We start from the raw sequence: 23,960 nt of genomic DNA on the forward strand, positions 1-23,960 counted from the left end.
AATCTGTTTTAAAATCATTTATCCTTTTCCATTAATTCCCTAATTTTTCTCTCTTCCCAGTTTTTTCCAAGAACAAATTGAGGAACAAAAACACCCATTGCATGTGCGAGCAAACCAATTCCCCAGAAAAATAAAGTGATGAAATTCTCTACTTTGAAATAGCTTTCACCTGGTTTCAAATCTTGGATATTGATGAACACAATCAACAGATTGACAAGAATATAAATCGTTAAATGAGAATAAAATCCTTTGAGTTGTTTCACTCTTTTCTTAGCCTCAAGATATTTGATATCGTTTTTATCTTTAATAATTTCCATTGTTTTGTTTTTTGAGTTCTTTGTTGATCATATCATTTTCCCAATCGGAGTTGAAGAAAAACAGCTTAATTCCTTTGATTGCGAGGATCAATCCCCAGATGATGAAAATCCAAGATACTTCAAAGAATGAAATATAATTCAATCCATATTTTGCAAATTTAATCCCATAAACGATTCCAAATACAATTGCGAAAACGAGAAGACTTTTATAGAACTTTTTGATTTTTTGTACTCTTTCCACAGCCATTTCGTAACGTGGATTTTCTTTATTGATGATTTCCATTTTATTTAGTTTTTAAGATTATTTTGATTGTTCATTATCTCCTGAATCTTCTTTTCTTCCCAATTTTTACCGATGGCGAAGACATTCATTCCGTGAGCGATGAGTCCAATTCCCCATCCTAACATTGGCCAGTAGAACCAGATTTCTCTTGGAGAAGTGAGCAGGTTGATAATTGCCAAAAATGGAATGATAATACAATATGATATCAGATTTCCGTAGAAACCTTTCAGCTCTTTTACTCTTTTTACCGCTCTTTCATAAGCGACATTTTCTGTGGTTTGTGATGTGTAAGTTGTCATTGTTTGAGCGTTTTTTTCTATTAATATTGGTATTTTCACTTTGAAGGTCTGTTCAGATTTTTCTATATAAACATTGTCTTTGGTAAGAAGCGCGTATCGCTGAACAATGTTTGCCAATCCAATTCCCGCGCTTTCTGTGAGTTGTTCTCTTACCTGAAGATTATTTTCGATGCAGAGGAATTTTCCTTCTGTGAAGATTCTCACATTCAATGGTTTTGATGAAGTGGCGAAATTATGTTTAATGCAATTCTCCAGTAATAATTGTAATGAAAGAGGAACGACCTGTTTTTGCAAATCGTCAGGATTGACATCAAATGTGAAATTTACACTGTCTTCAAATCTGGTTTTCAGAAGGTTACAATATACTTTAGCAAATTCTATCTCATCCTCCACTTTTACCATTTCCTTATCTTTTTGCTCCAAAACATAGCGGTAGATTTTCGACATCGATGTGGTAAACTTCTGCGCCTGTTGCGGATTTTCATCAATCAAGGCAGTTAAGACGTTCAGAGAATTGAAAAGAAAATGCGGATCCAATTGGTTCTTCAAGGATTCGAATTGGGCGTTGGCAGATTTGGCGATGAGTTTCTGTTCGACAACTTCTTTCTTCGAAGTTTTTTTCAGCTCTTCCATAAAACCTTTCGCGTGAAGGAAGGCCGAAATCATCAACGCAAAATTGATCATAAACCAAATACTAAAAGTGTATTTTTTGGAAAAAATATCTTCTGTCGTAGCCACTTTTTGGATTACCACATAATTCAAATAAGTACACACATAAACCATAATAAAGTTGACAATCAATGTTGCTATGATTCCAATAAGGGTTCTAAGCCTGGTCTGTTCTGTCCAGGAAAGTTTTTTATTAAGAAAATCATTCACAAAACCATTACTCAAGCCTAAGCCGAATGCATACATTGCCGAAATTAGCAAGTTGTAACCAAAGCTTTCCAAAGTCTTTTCATTTGAGAAAAACGTAAAGAAAAAAATGGATGAGCCAAGTGTGATCCACGAGAGTGTTATTAATGATCTCTTATTCATGTTTTTAATTTCTTGGTCCAAAATTAGGACAGAAAGAAAAGTTAAGCAATTATATATGACCGAATTGTTAAAAAATTCTACTGAACTGTAAAAACTGCCATACGGAATCTTAAATTTTTGATAAGATCGAGGTTTGCAATCCAAAAAGGAACATCTTTTGCTGAGGAAAAAATATTAATCTTTAATCATATGAAGAGAAACGTAGAAATCATCTTTGCCGGAATCTTCGGGACAGCAGCTGTTCTGGGCGTTTTGGTGGCGAGAAAATATTTAAGAAACAGAGTTTACAACAGCGATTATTCTGACCATCATCACTTATTCGGGAATTCGAAAAGAAGTCCTTATGCAGCAGCGGATGACGGCGTAGAGTTGGACGCTTTTTTATGACACACACTATTTAATTATACCAATTTCCGGTTCTCACGAGCCGGATTTTTTTGTGGAAAACTTTACGGAATTTTAAGAGAGATTTTATTTTTCTAGTGATAATTTTGAAAATAATATTTCCAATCAGTTTTTACGCAAAGGCGGAAAGTTCTTTTCTCCAAGCTTCTACAAGTCGCAAATGTTTGCGACTTTATAAAAGTTAAAGTACAATTTAATTTGCGCCTTTGCGTTAATTTTTACATCAAAAATGTCAGATTTCATCCCAAAAGGGCAAGGCGCTCAACGAAATATCGTCAACAAATTTGACCGATTCACTCACGAACCGGAAGATTATGAATTGGATAAAATCAAAACACAGGTCACAGAAGTTTTCCCTAAAAGCATCATCAATGTGATTAAAAGTCCCGACCTGATGATGGACTATTCGATGAATCCTTACCAAGGCTGCGAGCACGGCTGTTCCTACTGTTTCGCCAGACCGACGCACGAATTTTGGGGTTACAGCGCAGGCGTAGATTTCGAAAGAAAACTGATGGTCAAGAAAAATGCGCCGGAACTTTTGGAGAAAACCTTTCAGAAAAAATCTTACGTTCCAAAACCAATTATGCTTTCCGGAAATACAGATTGCTATCAGCCGATTGAACGGGAATTTGAAATTACAAGAAAATTGCTTCAGGTTTGTTTGGACTACAGGCATCCGGTTTCCATCATTACCAAAAATGCTTTGGTACTGAGAGACATTGATATTCTCGAAAAAATGGCTGAGAAAAATCTGATTTCAGTTTCGCTGAGTATTCCGACCATCAATGAAGAACTTCGACGCGTGATGGAACCGCGGACTTCAACCGCAAAAAACAAACTGAAAGCCATAGAAGTTCTATCTGAGAAAAACATTCCGGTGAATGTGATGATTGCGCCGGTAATTCCAGGTTTGACGAGCGATGAAAGTCTTGGGATAATGAAAGTCGTTTCCGAAGCTGGCGCCAGAAGTTGCGGTTACACTTTGGTCAGACTGAATGACACCGTAGAACCAGTTTTCATTCAATGGCTGGAAACACATTTCCCCGACAGAAAAGACAAAGTATTGAATCTGATTCGCTCGATGCGTGGCGGAAATCTTGGCGAGAAAAGATACTTCCAGCGTTATAAAGGTGAGGGAAACATTGCGGAAATGATCCATAAAACTTTTGAAATCGGGAAGAAGAAATTTTTCAATAATAAAGAAAGAGCTTTTCTGACAACTGAACATTTTACTGGAAGTCGGACGCAACAATTGCGATTGTTTTAGTAATTTTTATCGCAAAGTCGCAAATTATTTTCAATTCTAACTTCGTAAAAGTCGCAAAATCAAAATCACACTTCAATCTTTGCGACTTCTAACAATCGATTTGTTTATATTTTTTGTGCCTTTGCGATAAAATACAACATCTTGATTAAAGGTTTTGATTAAATTTGCAAACTGATTTATTTCTCAGTAAATTTCTACAATGAAGCAATATTCCGCAAAACGCAGCATCCAGATTCTAGCCCATATTCTTGAACAGTACGGCATCGACAAAATCATTATTTCTCCAGGTTCCAGAAATGCACCTTTGTCGATTCATTTTTCTGAGATTGATGCGTTCCAATGTTACAGTATTGTGGACGAGAGAGCGGCGGCTTTTGTAGGTTTGGGAATTTCGAAATCCATTAAAAAACCTGTCGCCATCACTTGTACGAGCGGCTCCGCAGCAACCAATTATTATCCTGCAGTTGTGGAAGCTTTTTATCAGAATATTCCGCTTTTGATTTTGACGGCGGACAGACCTTCGGATTTTGTGGATTTGTTTGACGGACAGACGATTCGTCAGAAAAACCTTTTCCACCAGCATTCTTACGGCGATTTTGAACTGTTGGAAGATGAAAAAGATGGTGCAGATGACCACAACTTTGAAACCATCAAAAAAGCGGTTGAACTTTGCATCGAAAAAAGCGGTCCGGTTCACATCAATATTCCTTTGAATGAGCCTCTTTATAATTTGGTGGATGAATTACCGGTTTTGCCGATTGTCGAAAAAACGATTCAGAAAAGGACTTATGAAATTCCGTCAAATCTAATTGCAGATTGGCATACTTCCAAACGCATTTTGATTCTTGCTGGCACATTAGCACCAAATCCGGAATTACAAGCACAACTTTCTCAATTGGTTAAAAATCACACGGTTGTCGTTTTGACAGAAATGAATTCGAATCTTCAGCACGAGAAATTCTTCGCACATATCGACCGTTATATTACAGATTTTACTGAGGAAGATTACAGAACTTATGCGCCCGATTTATTAATAACCATCGGACAAAATGTAGTTTCAAAAAGAGTAAAACAATTTCTTAGAAAAGCCAAACCAGCACAACATTGGCACATCGATGAATATTGGCAGCCAGACACTTACTTCGCCTTAACTCAAAAAATTGAAACCAAAGCTGAGATTTTCTTTTCCAAATTATTGAAATCCATCAATCTGGAACCAAGACCTTTTTTCAATCTTTGGGATGTTTTGAAAGACAAAAAAGATGCAAAACACGAGGAATATCTGAACAAAGCGCCGTTCTCGGATTTCTATCTTTTCAATCAGTTATCCAATCAAATTCCTGAGAATTATAAAATTCATTTCTCCAATAGTTCAGCAATCCGATATGCACAATTGTTTGATTATCAAAAGCACGATGTGTATTGCAACCGAGGAACCAGCGGCATCGACGGCTGTACTTCTACGGCAATGGGATTTGCTATGATGGAAGACGAACCAACGATTTTGATTACCGGAGATTTGTCGTTTTTCTATGATATCAACGGACTTTGGAACCAATACATTCCGCCATACACGAGGATTGTGATTTTCAACAATGGCGAAGGCAATATTTTCAAAATCATTCCTGGGCCAAGTGGAACCAATGCTTTGGACGAGTTTATCGCCACCACACATCACAGAAATGCAGAATTATTGGCGAAGAATTTCGGTTTTGATTATACGAAAGTGGAGGACGAAATTACATTGGACAGAGTTTTACCAAACTTTTTCAAGTCCAATCCGAAACCAAAGATTTTGGAAGTAATGACGTCTGAGTGTAATAATGCGGATATTTTGAAGCAGTATTTTGTGGAGTTGAAGTAATATATTGAAGCGCTTCGACTCCGCTCAGCGTGACAATCCTTAAACTATCCGTTTTATTTACCCGATGTCAGTCTGAGCGGAGTCGAAGACCTTTTAAAGTTTTAATCAAAACTCCAAATCAGATTCCTCTTTCGGTAGATTGATTATTTTCTCAATGGGATAAATGAACATTTCATCAAAATCATTGAGTGCATTAATCAATTGAAAATGAGAATATTCTTTAATATTATCAACTGTAATTTCGGTTTCTTTGATTTTTTTCGAGGCTAATAAACTTTGTCGCATTACGCCGTTTAGAAGATAAGTTTTCGGCGTGAACCAAGTTTTGTCTTTCAAAAAAAGGAGATTGGAATAGGAAGTGTCTGTGATTTGGTTTTCTTTGACGATGATAATTTCGTCAGCGCTGCTGTCATTTTTCATTTTTTGAAATTGAGTTCTGTCGGCTGATTTGAAAGTGTAATCAATTTCATTATCAATGACCAATCCGAAATCATCGTGTTCTGAAATGGCGTACGGAACAATCTGAGTTTTGAAATTGTTTTCCAAATCATATTCAATTCGGAATTTGTAAAGGCCATCTTCGTCGTGTTCCAGGTTTAAGAACAAACTTTGAATATCAATTTTACATTCTTTCGCGAAATTGGAAAAAGTCTCATTCATTCTTTTCTGATGAAGTTCTGTCAGGAAGATTTTTTGGTCTTCAACTTTGATGCTTTCAATAAATCGGGACATAGATTTTGTTTTTCATTTCTTCGTATTCGCTGATTAAGTCGCTTTGGTGCGTGATTCCGCCTCCACTTTTGAAAAAGAGTTTTCTGTTTTCTTTTTCAATAAATCTGATCATCACGCAGGAATCAAGATTTTTTCCATCAAAATAACCTGCAATTCCGGTGTAAAAACCTCGATCATATTTCTCAGCTTTTAAAATGATTTCCAAAGTTTTAGGTTTCGGAGCGCCGAGAATGGAACCAGCTGGCAAGAGTTTTTGCAGAATAGAACCGATTTTGTTTTGGAATTCCGGTTTTATTTCGCCTTCGATTTCGGAACTCATGGCGAGGAGATTTTTTTGTTTTGTTTTTAGGTAATCAATTCTTTGGAAATCCTTGACGCGAACATTGTTGGCTACCATACTCAAATCGTTTCTCAACAAATCGACAACAGTGTAATGTTCTGCTTTTTCCTTCGGGTCGTTCTTGAGAATATTTTCAGCATCTTCTATTTCCGCATCGATTGTTCCTTTCATTGGATGCGTAAAAATCTTATTATCAACGATTTCGATAAAGGTTTCTGGTGAGAAGCAGACGAATTCATCAGGAACCAGAATTTTATATTTAGCTTTTGAGAATTTGAAAATATCTTCTAAAGTCAAGTTGGTTTCAATCTCAGTTTTTCTGGTGTAATTCGTAAGATAAGAATTTCCTTTTTTCAAATTTTCTTGGACGATTTCAAATCCTTTTTGATAATCTTCTAATGTTTCGGGGAAAGACTTCCATCCGAAATTTGGAACTTGTGCGTGCTCATCAATAACGTTTTTAACATTCGGAAAATCAATTGATAAACTGTTATTTTTAATTTCGTTTTGAGTGAAAATCCTGACTTCATCCATCAAAAAATTGATCAAGAAAAAAAAGGGTTCTTTTCTTTCTGACAACTCGTCCATTCTTTGAAACTGCGGATTCTGAAACATAAAACAAAAATAGAGAAAAGTCTTCTAATAAAAGCTGAAGCTTCTAAGAACACCGAAACCCGCAGCCCGACTTGAGCGGAAATCCTTTTTTGAGTGGTATCAAATTCTATTGAACAGAAAATCGTCTGCAAAAAAGATTGACTCCGTCGAACCACTTCGTTAGGTTTGGGAGCGGAAGGCGGATAAAGCTGCCCAAAATAAAATCATCAATTTCGATACTCGTTAATTAATGGTTACTTTTGCAAAAATTTTGAGAATGACGACGCCAAAACCTGAGATCGGAAAATTGCTGACAGAAGCCTATGAATACTGGATGAGAACTTTGCCGTTTCAGTTTTTGTTTTGTGTGATCTATTTTTCTGTGACGATGTTTGCGGGTTCTTTTGCGTTCCGATATTACGGGCTTTTTGAAGAGATCCAGAAGTTTCAGAATTTGTTTTATACTGACAGTCAGGCTTTTTTAACAAAGTACACTGCGCTGATGCAAACCGATAACGCAGTCTTGTTTTTGCAAGTGATGATTGTGATCAAGGCGGTCATTTTCCCTTTGAACATTGGTTTTTTGAAGATCTACAGAAAGCTTGACCTGGGAGAGAAGCCGGAAACGGGTGATCTTTTTGCTGGTTTCCAAGGACATTACTTCTTTTTGTTTGTGATCTATTCTCTGGCGTGGAGCATGATCAACAATTTCCTTTCCATTTTCACTTTCATTTGGATTCCGATGATGTTGTTTGTTCCGGCCTTGATGTTCTTCAAAGGGTTTAATTATTTTCAATCTTTTAAGATCAGTGTTCAGACTTTTCAGAAGAATTTTATTCTGATCTTCATTGCTATGATCGTTTCTATTCTGTTTTCTTATTGTGGATTCATCATGTTTTTCTTTGGGATCTTCATCACGTTTCCGTTTTGGAATGCGATGATCTATGTGCTTTATAAACATTTAATTGCTGATTTTGAGGAATAATTGTTTTTGAATTAATTCAATTCAAATATTTTTTGTGTAGATTTGGTAATAAACTTCAAACTTAAACTACATGGAAAATTTTAAAGATCTAGAAACCGGTGGAAATGTGCCTGATAAGAATTCTGGAAGCATCTTGACTCACGCTTTTGAACTGTACAAGGGCATTCTACTCTACCCTATCATTGCAGGCGTTATTGTTTTTATTATTGTTTTCATCTTACTATCCGTTACAGGATTGTCTGGGATCATCATGGAAATGAGTCAAAATCGAGACTCTATGGGCGGTTATAATGCTGAGGCGTACGAAGACCTTTACCGCGGGACACCTTTTCTAAGTTTCATGGGTAGTTTCTCGCTTGTCAACATTTTGGTTTTGGCACCTCTTGCTGTTGGAACTATTTATGTAGCCCACAAAAAAAACCTGAATCAACAGATTGAGATCTCTGACCTGTTTATCGGCTACAAGCAGAATTTCATTAATATCGTTTTGTATGGATTGATATTCTCGATCGCTGTAGTCATTTGTACCAACCTTTGCTACGTGCCAGCGGTTTTTGTAATGCCTTTCTTCTTTTTGGGCTTTCCGTTCCTTTTGTTTCAGAATGTTACTGCGATCGAAGCACTAAAAAGATCATTTGATATTGCGAAAGATAATTATGGTGAGATCCTATTGATCAATCTATTGGCTTACTTGTGTTCTTGTCTGGGATTCATCGCTTGCTGTATTGGCATAATAGTTACTTATATGTTTTATTATTCTACAATGTACTCTGCGTATTGCGCTTACGTTGCATTGCCTAGACAAATAGAACAAAAATAAAACTTAAAAAAAATTATGTCAGATTTCGGTAAACCAATTGATTCCATCGTTATAAAGCAAATTGCTTTAATTCTTCTCATTTCTGTTTTGGTCTTATTGATCTGCTGGAATCTGGCATTATTCATACCTTCGTTATTAGGGGCAGTTACACTATATATCGTCTGCAGAAAGTATAACTTTTATCTGGTCGAAGAAAAAAACTGGAAACCATGGCTTGCAGCAACTGTTTTGATGCTTGCTTCACTGATCATTCTTATTCTTCCTGTCTATTTCATCATCGATATGCTGGTTGCAAAAGCTGGAAATGCCCAGGCATATATGGAGAAATTCAATATATTTCTTGAGAAGATCCATCAGTTCATCTATTCCAAAGTCGGTTTTGACATTCTTAGCAAAGAGAACATCACAAAAGTCACCAATTTTGCAGGAACACTTTCTACAAAGGCTTTGAGTACGACTGTGAACACGTTTACTGTCATTGTTTCGATGTATTTCATTCTCTACTTTATGTTTGTAAAGGCACGATTGTTTGAGAAGATCGTGGCCAAAGCAATGCCTTTTAAGAGAACGAATACTCAAATGCTGGGCGACAAATTCAACAAATTGGTCTTAGCCAATGCCATTGGGATTCCGGTTGTTGCAATCGGACAAGGTGTTGTAGCGCTTATCGGCTATTGGATCTTTGGTGCGCCAAGTGCGATCCTTCTATTCGCGTTGACAGCAGTTGCCTCTATGCTACCTGTTGTAGGTGCTGCGATCATCTATGTTCCAGTCGGGATCTTTATGATCGCTGAAGGACAAACTGGTCCTGGTGTTGGCGTTTTGATCTACGGACTTGTGGTGGTAGGACTGACGGATAATTTACTACGATTCACATTGCTCAAAAAATTAGAAGATATCCATCCATTGGTCACTGTTTTTGGGATTATTTTAGGAATGAACATCTTTGGATTTATGGGATTGATCTTCGGTCCAATACTAATGTCGATTACTGTTCTTCTGATCCAGGTTTACAGAGACGAATTTTCTGAAGAGGAAGCTATACCTTCTCTACAATTGCCCAATGACAAAGATGATATTGATAACAAAATTGATTTAATAATTTAAAATGGAAGGCCTTAATCCAGAAATTCTTGTAGAAATTTGCCAAGTACGAATGCCTTTTGGTAAGCACAAAAACACGATCCTCGCAGATCTTCCCATCAATTACCTGGAATGGTTTCAAAGCCAGGGAATGCCCAAAGGTAAACTGGGAATGCAATTAGCGACCATCTATGAAATTAAAATCAATGGTTTGATGGACCTTCTGATTCCGATCCGTGGGAAAGTCAATACTCAAAAACCTAAGAATACGACTTACAAGTTTTAGCGCAGGCATTAATAATTTATTTCAAAGATTTTTAGTGAAATATACACGCGTTTTTATTTCACGGGTTCTTTCTATTTTCATTATTTTTGTTGGTCTTTTCGGCTTGGTTAATTTTACTTTACAAGCGGATCAGCTAAATCCTTCGTATGACTACAAAAAAAAAGATAAACGTTTTCCGAAAAAAGATCATGCAGGGTCTTACCAAAAACATTGGTAAATCAAAAGCTGGTCTCAAAGCAGATAAAGATGTTAAAATAAACCGAATCCTGATCTCCAGACCTAACCACAGACTGGGAAATCTCTTGCTTTTGACACCGCTAGTCCAAGAAGTGGCAAACACTTTTCCTGACAGCAAGATCGACCTTTTCGTGAAAGGTGGCGTGACACCGATCATTTATAAGAATTACGAAAATATCGACCGGATCATCCAACTTCCCAAGAAACCATTCAGCAGTTTGGGAAAATACATCAAAGGATGGTTCCAATTGAAGTTTAGAAGATACGACCTTGCCATCAATGCAAATCATGGTTCATCATCTGGCAGATTATCCATACTTTTCACCAATTCTAAATTCAAATTTTTCGGTGAATCCGATGAAACACTTGCATCTAAATATTCCGATTACAACCACGATGCAAAGAAGAACATCTACAATCTCAGAAGTTATCTTAAGGAAATCGGTCTTGCGGAGAACACAAGCAAATTGCCTACTTTAAAGTTGCAATTAGATCCGGAAGAGATCAAAAATGGGAAAGCAAACCTGGACAAGATCATCCAAAACGATAAAAAAACAATTTGTCTTTTCACAAATGCAACAGGCGCCAAATGCTACTCCGAAGAATGGTGGAATGCATTTTATGATAAGCTGAAAGCTACATTTCCAGATTACAACATCATAGAACTTTTACCCGTCGAAAACATTTCTAAGCTGAATTTTAAAATCCCAAATTTTTACAGTACAGACATTCGGGAAATGGGCGGTTTTCTTGCCAACACGGCAGTTTTCATAGCTGCAGACAACGGTGTGATGCACCTTTCCAGCGCAGTAAACACGCCAACTGTTGGCCTCTTTTCTGTAACAGACGAGACGGCCTATAAACCTTACAACGATAAAAGTTTCTCTATCAATACCAATGAAACAGATCTGGATCAGATGATGGAATTGATCAAAACCACACTTATATAGATTGAACTTTAAAACTATAACCAAATACTAACCATGAACTTTGTTTTATCTGAGGAATATTCTCAATACAAAAATGACATCCTGAACATTTTAAAGAATTTTAAAAATGAAGGTGTTCTTGTTGGTCACGGAAACAGAAATACCGTTAAGTATTTTGTGGTCAATGATTTAAAATTCAATTTCAAGTCATTTAAGCAACACAACCTGATCAACCGTCATGTGTACAAATATTATCGAAAGTCTAAATCCAGAAGATCATATGAGTATGGCCAGATGCTTTTGGAGAAAGGTTTCCACACGCCAAAACCAATTGCCTACATAGAAAATCATGACCTCATCGGCGTCACCTCAAGCTATTATGTAAGTGAGCAGCTCGAGGATGTTTTTACGCTAAGCGATGCACTTCATAATCCAACTTATCCAGACAGAGAGGCAATATTCAAAGCGTACACCTTGTTGATTTTCCAGTTACATGAGAACGGGATCGAGTTCATTGATAATGCCTCAGGTAATTTTCTGATCAAGAAAAGTGATGAAAACTATACGTTTTATCTCGTGGATCTCAATCGAATGAATTTCCATTCCGAAATGAAAATATCCAAAAGGCTGGAAAACTTCGAAAGATTGACCAACGACCTAGACGTCATCAAGATCATCAGCGCAGAATATGCAAGACTTTCTGGAACAACCTCCGAATATTGTTTCAAAAAGATCCTTGATTTTGCTAACAAAAAAGTATTCAAGCGTAAGGTGAAACGGATTTTGAAGTTTTATAAGTTCTTTCTAAAGAAAAATTAAGCTTTCAAAGCTGCAATTTCATCTCTTAGTTTTGCGGCTTTTATGAAGTCAAGATTTTTGGCAGCAGCTTCCATTTCTTTCTGTTTTGCGACTACGATTTTCTCGATGTCTTCGCTTCCGTAGTTTGCTTTGGTTTCTGCAACTTCCTGCATCAGCACTTTTTGCGTGTATTTTTCGTCTGGGAAATCCTTGCTTCTTCCAACCAGATTTTCACTGATCTTTTTGTTCAAAGCCATTGGAACTTTGCCATGGTCGGTATTATACTGCATTTGTTTTTCTCGACGATAAAGTGTCTCATCAATTGCAGCTTGCATAGATTTCGTCATTTTGTCGGCGTACATGATGGCACGTCCGTTCAGGTTTCTCGCCGCTCTACCAACGGTTTGGATCATGGATCTTCGGGAACGCAGCATTCCTTCTTTATCAGCGTCCAAAATCGCAACCAAGGAAACTTCCGGTAGATCTAAACCTTCTCTCAAAAGGTTCACACCCACCAAAACATCGAACAAACCAAGACGCAGATCCTGCATGATCTGGATCCTTTCCAAAGTTTCCACATCGGAGTGGATGTATCTTGTTCGGATGCCAACTTTAGTAAAATATTTGGTCAATTCTTCCGCCATTTTTTTAGTTAAGGTCGTTACTAAAACCCTTTCGTCAAGCTCTACCCTTTTATGGATCTCTTCAATCAGATCATCAATCTGATTCATTGTTGGACGAACTTCGATGATTGGATCTAAAAGTCCTGTTGGTCGAATAATCTGCTCGATGTAAGTGCCGCCGGATTTTTCCAATTCATAATCTGCAGGCGTTGCGGAAACGTAGATTACCTGATTTTGCATCGTCTCAAATTCATCGAATTTCAAAGGTCTGTTGTCCATCGCAGCAGGTAAACGGAAACCATGTTCTACCAAAACCTCTTTTCGGCTTCTGTCGCCCCCGTACATCGCATGAACCTGCGGAATCGTCACGTGACTTTCATCAATGACCATCAGGAAATCTTTCGGGAAATAATCCAACAAACAGAAAGGTCTTGAACCTGGCAAACGACCATCCATATAGCGGGAATAATTTTCAATTCCTGAACAATAGCCTAATTCGCGTATCATTTCAAGATCTAATTCAGTTCGTTCCTCAAGACGTTTGGCTTCCAAAGGTTTTTCAATTTCTCTGAAGAAATCGACTTGTTTTACCATATCATCCTGAATCTGGCGAATAGCACCTTGCATCGTCTCCGGAGTTGTTACAAAAAGATTGGCTGGATAAATATTGATCGTATCAAAATTCGAAGTCACGTTTCCAGAAACTGGATCGAAACTTTGGATCGTCTCGATCTCATCACCAAAAAACTGAAGTCTGATCGCTGTATCTGCATAAGCCGGATAAACATCGATGACATCGCCTTTTACGCGGAAAGTTCCTCGTTGGAATTCGTTCAAAGCTCTGGAATATAACGCACTTACCAGAGAATTAAGCAATCGCGTTCTGGATATTTTCTCGCTTTTGGTAATTGTGATCAATGACTTTTCAAACTCTTTCGGATTTCCCACACCATAAATACAGGAAACCGACGCGACAATCAACACATCGCGTCTTCCGGAAAGCAAACTTGCCGAGGCAGAAAGTCTTAATTTCTCCACTTCTTCATTGATGCTCAAATCTTTCTCGATGTAAGTATTTGTAGAAGCAATGAAAGCTTCCGGCTGATAATAGTCGTAGTAACTTACAAAATATTCCACCGCATTGTCCGGAAAAAACTCCTTGAACTCCATAAAAAGCTGAGCCGCCAAAGTCTTGTTGTGCGCCAAAACCAAAGTCGGTTTCTGAACCTGATTCACAACATTGGCCACCGTAAACGTTTTTCCGGAACCTGTAACGCCGAGAAGGGTTTGGTACTTTTCACCAATATTGATGCCTTCCACCAATTTCTCGATGGCTTTTGGCTGATCTCCAGTGGGTTGATATTCTGATTGAAGTTTGAATTGCATAACACAAAAATACGAAAAAACGTTCCAAAAAATGGAACGTTTTTGCAAAGTGAAATTCTTTGATTTTATTGGAAATTCATGGTTATAGGAAATTGGAAAACTGTGGCGGCAGCCTTACCTTCTTCTGTTGCAGGTTTCCAAGTGACATTCTCGGTTGCCACTTTCATCGCTCTTACAGCCTCCGTATTAAAATTTGTATTCGGACCTTCTGCTCTTACATCGGTTGTCTTTCCGTTCTCATCGATTCTGATGTAGATGTTAGTTTTAAAAGTCCCTTTATTCTTTGTATCATCTACAAATTTTGAAGAATCAAAAATATTAGAAAAACTCATTCTAAGGCTGTTGATCCCTTCGGGAAATTGAGCCGCTGTACTATTGCTTGCCGGCGGTGGAGGTGGTGGAATTGGTAATTCGTTTTCTTTAAGTTTTCTTGTTTTCGATGTTTTATTGGCAGGAATTGTATCCATTACAACTACTTCTGCAACAGTCTCGGCTCTTGGTATTCTTTCTTTTTTAAGCTCATTCTTATACATCTCCATCATTCTTCTGTTACTTTCAGTGTAATCTTTCTCATCAACAAGAGTTGCAACGGCTGGCTTCTCATTTTCTTTCTGTTCGGTAACTTCCGATGCATAAACTTTTTGGACAAACAGAATACTCAGTCCTGCAAAGGCAGAAACGGCAAACAGTTTTTTGAACTTTTCTAATTTTGATCTTTTGGTGGTCATCATAATAAATCGTTTTTTGGTGTTATTAAAATTGAATTGGTTTACTAATGAAAGATTCTGGGCATTCAAAACCTCAGCAAGAATCAGGTTCTGGTAATCTTTGATGTTGAATTCTTTACGAACAATCACCTCATCTGCCAGGAATTCGTGGTTGTCTTTGATAGCTTTTTTATAAAAGTAAATTGCAGGATTGAACCACGAAATTGCCTGAAGAATCTCAACTAAAATCAAATCCAAAGAATGTTTTTGAATCAAATGTGTTTTCTCGTGAAGAAATATTCTATGATCAATTTGGTCTTCAAAGTGTTTTTTGCTGAGATAGATCTTGTTCCAAAAGCTGAACGGCGGCAGATCTTTCTCAATTAATTTTACGTTTTGATTTTGATAATTAATATCAGTTCCTTTTAATTTTAAAATTTTTCTGATTGACACCAAAGATTTGATAATCAATATAATTGAAACCAAAATATAAATCATTAAGATCAAATTCATCCAATTGAAATCCGACGCTTGATCTGTTTTCTGAATCAATTGCTGGGTCGTAATTTCTTCAAAAATTAATTGGTTCTTCTTTTCTGAAATCGCTGGCAAATTGATTTTAACAAAAGGAATCGTGTACGAAAAAATCAAAGCAAACAAAAGATAAAACCGATTGAAGCGGAACATTTTCTCTTTCTGCAAAAACAGATAGTAAATCGCAATCAATAACGATGAACAAAGGCTAATCTTTAAAATAACAGTTTCCATTACGGTTCTATTTCTTTGTCAATAATTTCTCTTAGTTCTTTCAGCTGTTTCTGAGAAAGCTTGGAATTGGAAGTGAAAAACGACGCAAACTGGCTCACGGAACTGTTGAAAAAGCGGTCAATCATAGAAGTCATTTCGCCTTGGAAATAATCTTCCTTCTTCACTTTTGGGAAATATTCTCTCGAGTTTCCGTAAAGTTTGTAGCCAACCAGATCTTTGTTCTGCATTCTTTTCAACAAGGTTGCGATGGTTGTTGAGGCAGGTTTTGGATCGGCATAATCTTCCAAAATATCTTTCATGAAGACCTTTTCTCTTTGCCAAAGTATTTCCATTAAAGTCATTTCGGTTTCGGTCAATTTTTGCTCGTTCATTTCTACAACATTATATTTTGTTCTACAAATGTAGAATTAAAATTTGAACTGCCAAATCTTTTTACAAAAAAAAGGACTCAATAAAAATTGAATCCTTTCAAAAAGTAGTTAGTTATGGTTAAAATTTAAAGTTCACTCTTGTAAAGATCTGTCTGCCAGAGAATCCCATTTGAACAGGATCAAAGATGCCGCCGGATTCTGTATTTCCGTCTGATACTGCACCATACTGCAATGTAGCATATCTGTTGAAGACGTTTTTCCCACCAATGGTCCATGAAAAATTCTTGGTGAAATCATAACCCACAGAAAAATCCGTCGTCACTCTCGGTGTGTAAGTTTGATAGTGATCTGGTCCATTGTAGCCGACCAAAGTCACTTTATCAAATCTTACCAATTGCAAATTTGCATTGAACTTTTGGATCTTGTAATTCAGATTCAGATTGATCTTGGTTTTAGGAGCGGAAGCCAAGATAAAAGCTCGTTCTCGTGCGCTTAGAAATACATCTTCTTTTCCTGCCAATTGCGCTGGCGTATGCACATCGGTAATTTCCATTTTGTTATAATTTCCTGCCAATGTTGTGGATAATCTTCCTGGACCTAGATCCGTAGTATAAGTTAAGATCACATCTACACCTTGGGATTTTGTGTCCACAGCGTTACTGAAAAACTGAGCCTGATCGACTTTCAAATTGGCGAGCGTTCCGCCGATCACATCATCTGTTTGGTCAAAAGTTCCTGTCAAAACAATTCTGTCTTTTACCTTGATATAATAACCATCAACCGTTGCAGTGAATTTTCCTGAATTAAAAGTAAATCCCGCACTTCCATTAAGTGAAGTCTCCTGTTTCAATTGCGGAATAAAGGCTTGTTTCGCCAACTCACTGTCATTGGAAGCCAGTTGGACAGTTACCAGATTTCCGCCCTGAAAGTTGGTGAACTGCAGACTGTAATATTTCTGAACCAAAGACGGCGCACGGAATCCTGTAGAAACCGAACCTCTGAAAGCAAATTGCGGTGTAATGGCATATCTTGTTGCAAATTTTCCATTCAGCGTACTTCCAAAGTCACTGTAATTCTCGAATCTTCCAGCTAGACTCACCATCCAGTTTTTTGTGATATCAAGCTCTGTATCTACATAAGCAGCAAAGTTATTTCTGCTTTTTCCGACTTCTTGAGAATATCCCGGAAAACCTTGTGACCCTCCTGGTCTAATATCGCCCGATAATGGATTGGTTACGAGTAATTCTATCGGCGTATCAGCTGTGGCAACATTTCCATTGACGTCATAAGTAGCGTAAGAACTCTCCTGCCCTTTTATAAGATTAAATTTTTCATAACGGAATTCTGTTCCCAAAGCTAGATTAAAACCTTCCAAGAAATCAAATGCTTTGCTCGTGCTAAGGCCAGTAACATTTTGAGAAAGTGAATGTCCGCCAGCATCAAAGCTTGTAGGAGAACTCACTCCCAGAGTTGCATTGATGGTATTATCAATTTGATAAATGAATCTGTTGTTGCCAAAAGCATTATAGAAATCAAAGTCCCAATCGCCCAGTTTGAACTTCAAACCGTTATCAAACGTAAAATCTGAGATCTTTGTATTCTGAATCGGGTTGAAGCCATCTGGATAAATTTCAGGAATATTCCCGTCTGCGTCAGCCGATCTTGTCCATGCATAAGCTTTTGTGTTCCGGTAAGAGAAACCAGGCTGAGAATAGAAAGTCAGTCCATCAGTCAAAGGCACTTCTATATTCCCGAAGAAATAGATATTATTAGATTTTGCATCTCCGAAACGCTGTCTCGGTGCGCTGTATTTCTCCGGATTCGCATTTCGGATTGCATAATCTTTATTTATTAATTCTAATGTAAAGTTACCGAAACCACCTTTGGTCCCGATCTTTGTCCCAAGGTTTCCACTGAAATCGAATGTATTGCCGTCTAATTTTTTATCAGAGATAACATCATTATTTCCCGGACTTTCAAAAAGATTGGCGCCATAGAAAGCACTTCCTTCAAAACCGTGATCTCGGTCATTTAGCACCACATTGATAACACCTGCAATTGCATCAGAACCATATTGGGCAGATGCGCCGTCTCTCAAGATCTCAACTCTTTTGATAGCTCCTACTGGAATGGTGTTCAGATCCGAACCAGAATTGCCACGACCTCTTGTTCCAAAAATATTGACCAGTGAGGATTGGTGGTATCTTTTTCCATTGAGCAACAGCAGTGTCTGATCGGGACCTAAACCTCGCAAAGTTGCAGGATCTACGGCATCTGCACCGTCGGATCCCGATTGTTTGTTCGAATTAAAAGATGGTGCTGCGAATTGCAAAAGTTGATTGACATCTACTTGCCCTGTAGATTGGCTGATCTGCTTTACGTCTATCACATCCACAGGAACAGCAGTGTTGGTGGCCGTCCTTTTTTTATTTCGAGTTCCGATGATATTCACCTCATCCACGGAAGTTTCCCCGGACATGCTGTCTTTAGTTGTTTGTGCAAAATAAAGCGTACTTGCTCCTAAGAAAAAAACAACACTGATTTTTTTGATTCCCATATACATTTGTCAAATTTTAATCAAAAATATAATAATTTTAAATAAATAATAAATAAACGACATCTTTATTGCAAATTTATATTAAATATCAATAATAGACCCCAAATAAAACAAGGTGTTGCATAATAAAATGCTAATATTTATAACACCTACCCTTCAAAATAAAGAATTAACAATAATTTTTGCTGGCATTATTTTTTCATTGACCTAAAAAATAAAAGTTATGCTAAAATCCACATTACCAACTATTTTCTGTTCATTCTTTCTTTTATATTCGTGCCAATGGAAAGGACAGCCTAGCAAGCCTACTGCGCAAGAAGAAAAACCAAACACTGACTACAATCCCGCATTTGCTGGACAAACCAGAATTACACCCGTAAAAACAAAAACACCTTATAATATTGAAATTCTGAACACTTCTCTAGGAAAGCCTTGGGGAGTCATCAATTTACCAGACGGTCGATTTCTAATCACAGAAAAATCTGGTTTTATGAACGTGGTTTCTACAGACGGAAAACAGGTCTCTAAAATATCAGGATTTCCAAAAGTGGACGACAAAGGCCAAGGTGGAATGCTGGATGTGGCTTTGGACCCGGATTTCAAAACAAACAAAATCATTTATTTTAGTTTTTCAGAACCTTATGAAGATGGAAATCATACCGCTGTAGCAAAAGGAAAATTGTCTTCAGATCTGAAAACTATTTCTGAGGTCAAAGTTATTTTTCGCGCCACACCAACTTATGACGGTGATAAACATTACGGAAGTCGTTTGGTCTTTGATAAGGACGGAAATCTTTTTGTAAGTACAGGCGAAAGGTCCGATAAACAGACAAGAGTTTATGCTCAGAAAACGGATAATTATCTTGGTAAAATCCTGAAAATCACAAAAGATGGAAAACCGGCTCCAGGAAATCCATTCATTGGGAAATCCAATTACAAACCGGAAATCTTTGCTTACGGAATCAGAAATCCACAAGGTTTGGCTCTTGATGAGAAAGGACAACTTTGGGATATTGAAATGGGACCAAGAGGCGGCGACGAAATCAACCTTATCCAACCTGGAAAAAACTATGGTTGGGGCGATGTAAGTTATGGAATTGAATATACAGGCGGAAAAATCAACAATGGAACCACGCAGAAAGCTGGAACAGAACAGCCCGTTTATTATTGGGATCCAGTGGTTTCGCCCAGCGGTGTGACTTTCTACACAGGAAATATAGAGGAATGGAAAAACAACCTATTCATCGGTTGCCTTAGTGGTGAACATATCAATAGAATCGTCATCAAAGACGATAAAGTCGTGGGTGAGGAACGTTTGTTGCTCGACCAAAAAGAAAGATTCAGAGATGTGTTGAATGGAATGGATGGCAATCTTTACGGCATAACCGATAGCGGAAAGCTTTACAAAGTATCGAACAAATAACCCTTCGACAGGCTCAGCATGACAAAAATGGCGGTCACGATTTTTTTATTCGGTCCGCCTTTTTAATACCTTGGAAATCTTTCAAATAAAACGGTTCGAAATAAGCCGTATCTTCAAATTCTTTTTTGTTGAATTTCTCAACTGACTTCTTAATCAAACCTTTTGCCGAAGGATAAATATCGGATTTGAATTCAGCATGTGGAAGATTCATGATTTCCTGTGCTTTTTTTGCGCCGTCGCCAATGAACAAAACCTTCTTATCCACTAATTCTGAAAAGGAATTTTCATCCAGGATTTTAGCTTCAGTTTCCTTTATCATTTCGCCGGAAGTTCCATCGAAAAAAGCGGTGTAAACTTCCATTCTTCTGGCGTCAATCAAAGGAATAATCAATTCAAAACCTTGATTTACAAATTGTTCTACCATAGAATCCAAAGAATTGATAGCAATCAAAGGAAGTTTCAAACCATAACAAAAACCTTTTGCTGAAGCAGCGCCAATTCTGAGTCCAGTGTAAGAACCTGGACCTTTTCCTAATGAAATTGCATCCAAATCTTTCAAAGAAATATCTGCGCCTTCCAAAGCCCACTCTACAAAGGAATGCAGACTTTCGGATTGTTTGTAATTATCGGAAACTTCTTCGCAAAGACAAAGGATTTCTTCGCCATCAGAAATGGCAACTGAGCAGTTTTTGGACGAGGTTTCTATGTGGAGGATTTTCATTGGAGTAGATAATTTAAATGTTTACAAAATCGACAGATAACAAAAACGTGTCGAAAAATTTGACAAAAATCGACATATTCTTATAATATGTTTATTCAATCAACATATTTATTTTGATAAGACATTAATTAATTTATGATTGCTGTAATATATTTCTCGTCCAATTTTAATTGGAGTTAACCAGCCTAAATCTGCAATTTTCTTTAGATATTCTGATGCTGTCTGTCGTTTTGCAATATCGTGCTCTTCCAAAATACTGATTTTGATGTATGGATAACTGAAGAGCAAATCCACCAATTCTTTGGAAAAACCTTTTTTCAGTTCATCTTTAATAGAAATATAAGCTTGGTGTTTTAATTCTAGTATTTCTTTGATTTTCATTAATGTCAATTCTGAGGTAGTAGCAACTCCGTTTACAACAAATAAAATCCATTCTTCCCAATTGCCTTTCTCAGTCACTTCTCTCAAAAGTCTATAATAATCAGATTTATTTTCTATAATATAACGACTCAAATATAGAACAGGCAAACCAAGTAGGTTTTGCTGAATGAGATAGAGGACATTTAAGATTCGACCTGTTCTTCCATTCCCATCGCTGAAAGGATGTATGGCTTCAAACTGATAATGCACCAATGCCATTTTTATCAGAGCGTCCAAATCGGAAATATTATCATCATTAATAAATTGCTCCAAGTGGGCCAGCTTTTCTCTGATAATATTTTCACCTTCTGGAGGTGTATAAATTATAGTGTCATTCACAGGATTTGCTAATTTTGTTCCCGTATTCTTTCTGATATTTTCATTGGAATTTCTTAATCTTTGCATCACTCCGATTAATAGATTCGTGGTGATAAGATTATTTTTCAGCAACTGTTCTTTCCCCCAATACATCGCTTGGCGATATTGCAAAACCTCTTTTGACGATTGATTTTTTATGTCATTTCCCATTAGAGTCGCTTTGTATAATTCGTCTTGGGTGGTAACTATATTTTCTATTGCATTGGATTCTTTACTTTCTTGGAGAATAATTGTGTTTAAAAGTAATTCTGGGTGTGGTAAAGTTTGGCAAAATCCTTTTAATTCTGCCAGCAACTTATTTGCTTTGATAGCAGCTTTAAAAATCGCCGATGTTTCCAGATTATAATCAGGAGGTAAATTTGGCAAATCGTTAAAAGGCTTATTTTTATCGTAAACTGACATTATTAAAAATGGTTTATACAAAAATAGAAAAAGAAACTGTATTTTGACATTTAGTTAATTTTCACACTTTGCCGGCTCCACAACTTCCAAATCCCTTTTTGTTTAATCCACAATTCCAAGACGGAAAGTTTCATTTCGAAGATTTCGTTTTTGTAAAGTCCTTTTACAGCGATGATTCTTCTGATGTTTGCGAATTTATTCTTGATTTTAAGTTCTCTCAATTCCAATTGATTGACGGAATGATATTTCACTTTTCCAGACTCAAAATCTGTTTTGAAATCCTGGAAATTCTGAACCCAGCCATTAGAGTGTCCAAAAGAAACGTCAGCGGAAAACAGTTCCAAAATTTTGGAATCATTATTTTGCATCAGCGAATCAAGCTTTGAAACCTGACTTAATAATACTTTTTCTTTTTTAGAATAGTTTTGAGTAAATCCGAGGATGAAACAAACGAGACATATAAAACTGAAAAGTGATTTCATTATTTCCTGTAGATCGTTCTTGGTTCAGACTGAGCTTTCGGATAAATCGTAAATTCCGAAATCGAAACACGTTCCGGAACATTGATACAATAAGCAATCGCATCCGCAATATCTTCCGCAATTAATGGTTCGTAACCCGCGTAAACCGTCGCTGCTCTGTCATCATCTCCTTTGAATCTCACTTTGGAAAAATCAGTTTCAACCGCTCCAGGCTGAATGTTTGTCACACGGATTCCGAATTCTGTCAGCTCAATTCTCATTCCTTCCGAAATGACATCAACAGCTCTTTTGGACGCACAGTAAACCACGCCGTTTGCATAAGTCTGTCTCGCTGCAACAGAACTGATGTTGATGATTTGTCCGTTCTGTTTTTCTTTCATTAATTTGATGATTGGCTGAGAAACGTATAGTAAACCTTTCACATTTCCGTCCATCATGGCGTTCCAGTCGTCTGGATTTCCGTCTGCAATAGAATCTAATCCGTGCGCATTTCCAGCATTATTAATTAAAACATCAATATTTTTCCAATTTTCTGGAAGCGAATTGATAGCTTCAAAAACCTCATCTGAATTTCTGACGTCAAAACTTAAAGTGTAAACTTCGGTTTCTTTTGATAATTCTGATTTCAATTCTTCGAGAACGGTTTTATTTCTTCCGCAGAGAATAATTCTGTTTTTTTGTTGTGCTAATAGGATGGCGGTTGCTTTTCCTATTCCGGAAGTGGCTCCGGTGATGAATATTGTTTTCAATTTACTTTAGATTTAGATGTACAAAATTAACGCAAAGTCGCAAGTGTTTTTGAATCTAAACCTAAAAAAAATCGCAAATAATACTTTGCGACTTTTAACAGTATTTTTTAAAGACTTTTTGTGCCTTTGCGATAAATCCTATTTTTTGCTGTCAGCCTGAAAATCCAAACTTACAGAATTCATACAGAATCGCGTTCCAGTCGGTGGCGGGCCATCATTGAAAACGTGTCCCAAATGCGAATCGCAACGTTTGCAAAGCACTTCGATACGTTCCATTCCGTGGGTAGAATCTCGTTTGTAGCTCACGCCCTCTTTGTCGGCTTCGAAGAAACTTGGCCAGCCACAAGTGCTTGCAAACTTGGAACTTGAACGGAATAAGTGATTGCCACAAACAGCGCAATAATATTCGCCAAGTTCGTCAAATTCATTATATTTTCCAGTGAATGGATATTCTGTGTTGGCTTCTCTTGAGATGGCGTAAACTTCTGCCGGAAGGATTTTTTTCCATTCTTCGTTTGAGACAGTTAGTTTGGTTTTATCGGTTCTTGAGTAGTAAGGATTGTTTTTGTGTGTGTTATCTTCCATTGTTTTCTGTTCTGGTTGTTTGGTTAAGTCCACTTTTTTCTGCGAACATTGTTGCAAAAATAAGGTCATTAATATTAAAAAAACTATTTTTTTCATCTGCATAAATTT

24 protein-coding genes are annotated in these 23,960 nt (G+C 37.1%); 10 read left to right on the forward strand and 14 right to left on the reverse strand.

The features are described 5' to 3' along the window. Positions 1 to 14: 14 nt before the first annotated feature. Genes AXA65_RS08485 through AXA65_RS08495 form a run of 3 tightly spaced genes read right to left on the reverse strand, consistent with a single transcriptional unit; the run spans position 15 to position 1,937 of the window. Positions 15 to 317, reverse strand: coding sequence for a 2TM domain-containing protein (locus AXA65_RS08485; RefSeq protein WP_063969687.1), 303 nt, complete (start codon positions 315 to 317; stop codon positions 15 to 17). Further along, positions 304 to 600: a 2TM domain-containing protein gene (locus AXA65_RS08490; protein WP_063969688.1), complete on the reverse strand. Its 297-nt coding sequence runs from the start codon at positions 598 to 600 to the stop codon at positions 304 to 306. The genes AXA65_RS08485 and AXA65_RS08490 overlap by 14 nt, the downstream gene beginning before the upstream one ends. A gap of 5 nt (positions 601 to 605) precedes the next feature. Next, on the reverse strand, positions 606 to 1,937 hold the full coding sequence (locus AXA65_RS08495; RefSeq protein ID WP_063969689.1) for a 2TM domain-containing protein: 1,332 nt from the start codon (positions 1,935 to 1,937) through the stop codon (positions 606 to 608). A 189-nt stretch (positions 1,938 to 2,126) separates the two neighbouring features. Here AXA65_RS08495 and AXA65_RS08500 point away from each other — a divergent pair, with 189 nt between their 5' ends. From AXA65_RS08500 to menD, 3 genes are all read left to right on the forward strand, one after another. Continuing rightward, positions 2,127 to 2,324, forward strand: coding sequence for a hypothetical protein (locus AXA65_RS08500; RefSeq protein ID WP_063969690.1), 198 nt, complete (start codon positions 2,127 to 2,129; stop codon positions 2,322 to 2,324). Positions 2,325 to 2,571: 247 nt separating this feature from the next. Then, positions 2,572 to 3,612 (forward strand): PA0069 family radical SAM protein, encoded by a 1,041-nt coding sequence (locus tag AXA65_RS08505; protein ID WP_063969691.1) that lies wholly within the window; start codon positions 2,572 to 2,574, stop codon positions 3,610 to 3,612. Between the two features lie 199 nt (positions 3,613 to 3,811). Continuing rightward, positions 3,812 to 5,476, forward strand: coding sequence for a 2-succinyl-5-enolpyruvyl-6-hydroxy-3-cyclohexene-1-carboxylic-acid synthase (gene menD, locus AXA65_RS08510; RefSeq protein WP_063969692.1), 1,665 nt, complete (start codon positions 3,812 to 3,814; stop codon positions 5,474 to 5,476). Positions 5,477 to 5,581: 105 nt separating this feature from the next. On the opposite strand, the gene AXA65_RS08515 is transcribed toward menD, so the two are convergent. Both AXA65_RS08515 and AXA65_RS08520 read right to left on the reverse strand, forming a co-directional pair. Next, complete coding sequence (locus AXA65_RS08515; RefSeq protein ID WP_063969693.1) at positions 5,582 to 6,208, reverse strand: aminotransferase class IV; 627 nt, start codon at positions 6,206 to 6,208, stop codon at positions 5,582 to 5,584. Beyond that, entirely contained in the window at positions 6,192 to 7,163 is a 972-nt protein-coding gene (locus tag AXA65_RS08520; protein WP_063969694.1) for an aminodeoxychorismate synthase component I, read from the reverse strand. The genes AXA65_RS08515 and AXA65_RS08520 overlap by 17 nt, the downstream gene beginning before the upstream one ends. A 256-nt stretch (positions 7,164 to 7,419) precedes the next feature. On the opposite strand from AXA65_RS08520, the gene AXA65_RS08525 reads away from it, so the two are divergent. The 6 genes from AXA65_RS08525 (at position 7,420) to AXA65_RS08550 (ending at position 12,301) form a co-directional block, all read left to right on the forward strand. Next, positions 7,420 to 8,127, forward strand: a complete 708-nt coding sequence (locus AXA65_RS08525) for a hypothetical protein (protein ID WP_063969695.1) — start codon at positions 7,420 to 7,422, stop codon at positions 8,125 to 8,127. Positions 8,128 to 8,197: 70 nt separating this feature from the next. Further along, positions 8,198 to 8,947, forward strand: a complete 750-nt coding sequence (locus AXA65_RS08530; RefSeq protein ID WP_063969696.1) for a hypothetical protein — start codon at positions 8,198 to 8,200, stop codon at positions 8,945 to 8,947. Between the two features lie 15 nt (positions 8,948 to 8,962). Further along, positions 8,963 to 10,054, forward strand: a complete 1,092-nt coding sequence (locus AXA65_RS08535; RefSeq protein WP_063969697.1) for an AI-2E family transporter — start codon at positions 8,963 to 8,965, stop codon at positions 10,052 to 10,054. 1 nt (position 10,055) lies between these two features. Continuing rightward, on the forward strand, positions 10,056 to 10,316 hold the full coding sequence (locus AXA65_RS08540) for a DUF3820 family protein (protein ID WP_063969698.1): 261 nt from the start codon (positions 10,056 to 10,058) through the stop codon (positions 10,314 to 10,316). Between the two features lie 146 nt (positions 10,317 to 10,462). Next, complete coding sequence (locus AXA65_RS08545; RefSeq protein WP_063969699.1) at positions 10,463 to 11,503, forward strand: glycosyltransferase family 9 protein; 1,041 nt, start codon at positions 10,463 to 10,465, stop codon at positions 11,501 to 11,503. 33 nt (positions 11,504 to 11,536) lie between these two features. Next, positions 11,537 to 12,301 (forward strand): lipopolysaccharide kinase InaA family protein, encoded by a 765-nt coding sequence (locus tag AXA65_RS08550; RefSeq protein ID WP_063969700.1) that lies wholly within the window; start codon positions 11,537 to 11,539, stop codon positions 12,299 to 12,301. Here the strand turns inward: AXA65_RS08550 and uvrB are convergent. From uvrB to AXA65_RS08570, 4 genes are all read right to left on the reverse strand, one after another. Next, on the reverse strand, positions 12,298 to 14,289 hold the full coding sequence (gene uvrB / locus AXA65_RS08555; RefSeq protein ID WP_063969701.1) for an excinuclease ABC subunit UvrB: 1,992 nt from the start codon (positions 14,287 to 14,289) through the stop codon (positions 12,298 to 12,300). The genes AXA65_RS08550 and uvrB overlap by 4 nt on opposite strands. A gap of 65 nt (positions 14,290 to 14,354) precedes the next feature. Beyond that, on the reverse strand, positions 14,355 to 15,764 hold the full coding sequence (locus AXA65_RS08560; protein ID WP_063969702.1) for a M56 family metallopeptidase: 1,410 nt from the start codon (positions 15,762 to 15,764) through the stop codon (positions 14,355 to 14,357). Then, positions 15,764 to 16,135, reverse strand: coding sequence for a BlaI/MecI/CopY family transcriptional regulator (locus tag AXA65_RS08565; protein WP_063969703.1), 372 nt, complete (start codon positions 16,133 to 16,135; stop codon positions 15,764 to 15,766). Before AXA65_RS08565 ends, AXA65_RS08560 begins: the two co-directional genes overlap by 1 nt. 118 nt (positions 16,136 to 16,253) lie before the next feature. Further along, on the reverse strand, positions 16,254 to 18,692 hold the full coding sequence (locus tag AXA65_RS08570; RefSeq protein WP_063969704.1) for a TonB-dependent receptor plug domain-containing protein: 2,439 nt from the start codon (positions 18,690 to 18,692) through the stop codon (positions 16,254 to 16,256). Positions 18,693 to 18,915: 223 nt separating this feature from the next. Between AXA65_RS08570 and AXA65_RS08575 the strand changes: the two genes are divergently transcribed. Then, entirely contained in the window at positions 18,916 to 20,115 is a 1,200-nt protein-coding gene (locus AXA65_RS08575) for a PQQ-dependent sugar dehydrogenase (protein WP_063969705.1), read from the forward strand. A gap of 34 nt (positions 20,116 to 20,149) precedes the next feature. Here AXA65_RS08575 and tsaB read toward each other — a convergent pair whose 3' ends face one another. The 5 genes from tsaB to msrB all read right to left on the reverse strand — a co-directional run bounded on the left by tsaB (position 20,150) and on the right by msrB (position 23,948). Then, entirely contained in the window at positions 20,150 to 20,836 is a 687-nt protein-coding gene (tsaB, locus tag AXA65_RS08580) for a tRNA (adenosine(37)-N6)-threonylcarbamoyltransferase complex dimerization subunit type 1 TsaB (protein ID WP_063969706.1), read from the reverse strand. 108 nt (positions 20,837 to 20,944) lie between these two features. Continuing rightward, positions 20,945 to 22,057, reverse strand: coding sequence for a Fic family protein (locus AXA65_RS08585; protein WP_218281614.1), 1,113 nt, complete (start codon positions 22,055 to 22,057; stop codon positions 20,945 to 20,947). 29 nt (positions 22,058 to 22,086) lie between these two features. Further along, positions 22,087 to 22,518 carry a nuclear transport factor 2 family protein gene (locus AXA65_RS08590; protein ID WP_063969708.1) on the reverse strand — a complete coding sequence of 144 codons (432 nt, stop codon included), beginning with the start codon at positions 22,516 to 22,518 and terminating at the stop codon, positions 22,087 to 22,089. Then, the gene (locus AXA65_RS08595; protein ID WP_063969709.1) at positions 22,518 to 23,267 is read right to left on the reverse strand and encodes an SDR family NAD(P)-dependent oxidoreductase; all 750 of its coding nucleotides are present in this window, start codon (positions 23,265 to 23,267) and stop codon (positions 22,518 to 22,520) included. The genes AXA65_RS08590 and AXA65_RS08595 overlap by 1 nt, the downstream gene beginning before the upstream one ends. A 138-nt stretch (positions 23,268 to 23,405) precedes the next feature. Further along, positions 23,406 to 23,948 carry a peptide-methionine (R)-S-oxide reductase MsrB gene (gene msrB, locus AXA65_RS08600; protein WP_063969766.1) on the reverse strand — a complete coding sequence of 181 codons (543 nt, stop codon included), beginning with the start codon at positions 23,946 to 23,948 and terminating at the stop codon, positions 23,406 to 23,408. Positions 23,949 to 23,960: the final 12 nt, after the last annotated feature.

The sequence above is a fragment of the Chryseobacterium sp. FP211-J200 genome, assembly GCF_001643375.1.
Classification (GTDB): domain Bacteria; phylum Bacteroidota; class Bacteroidia; order Flavobacteriales; family Weeksellaceae; genus Epilithonimonas; species Epilithonimonas ginsengisoli.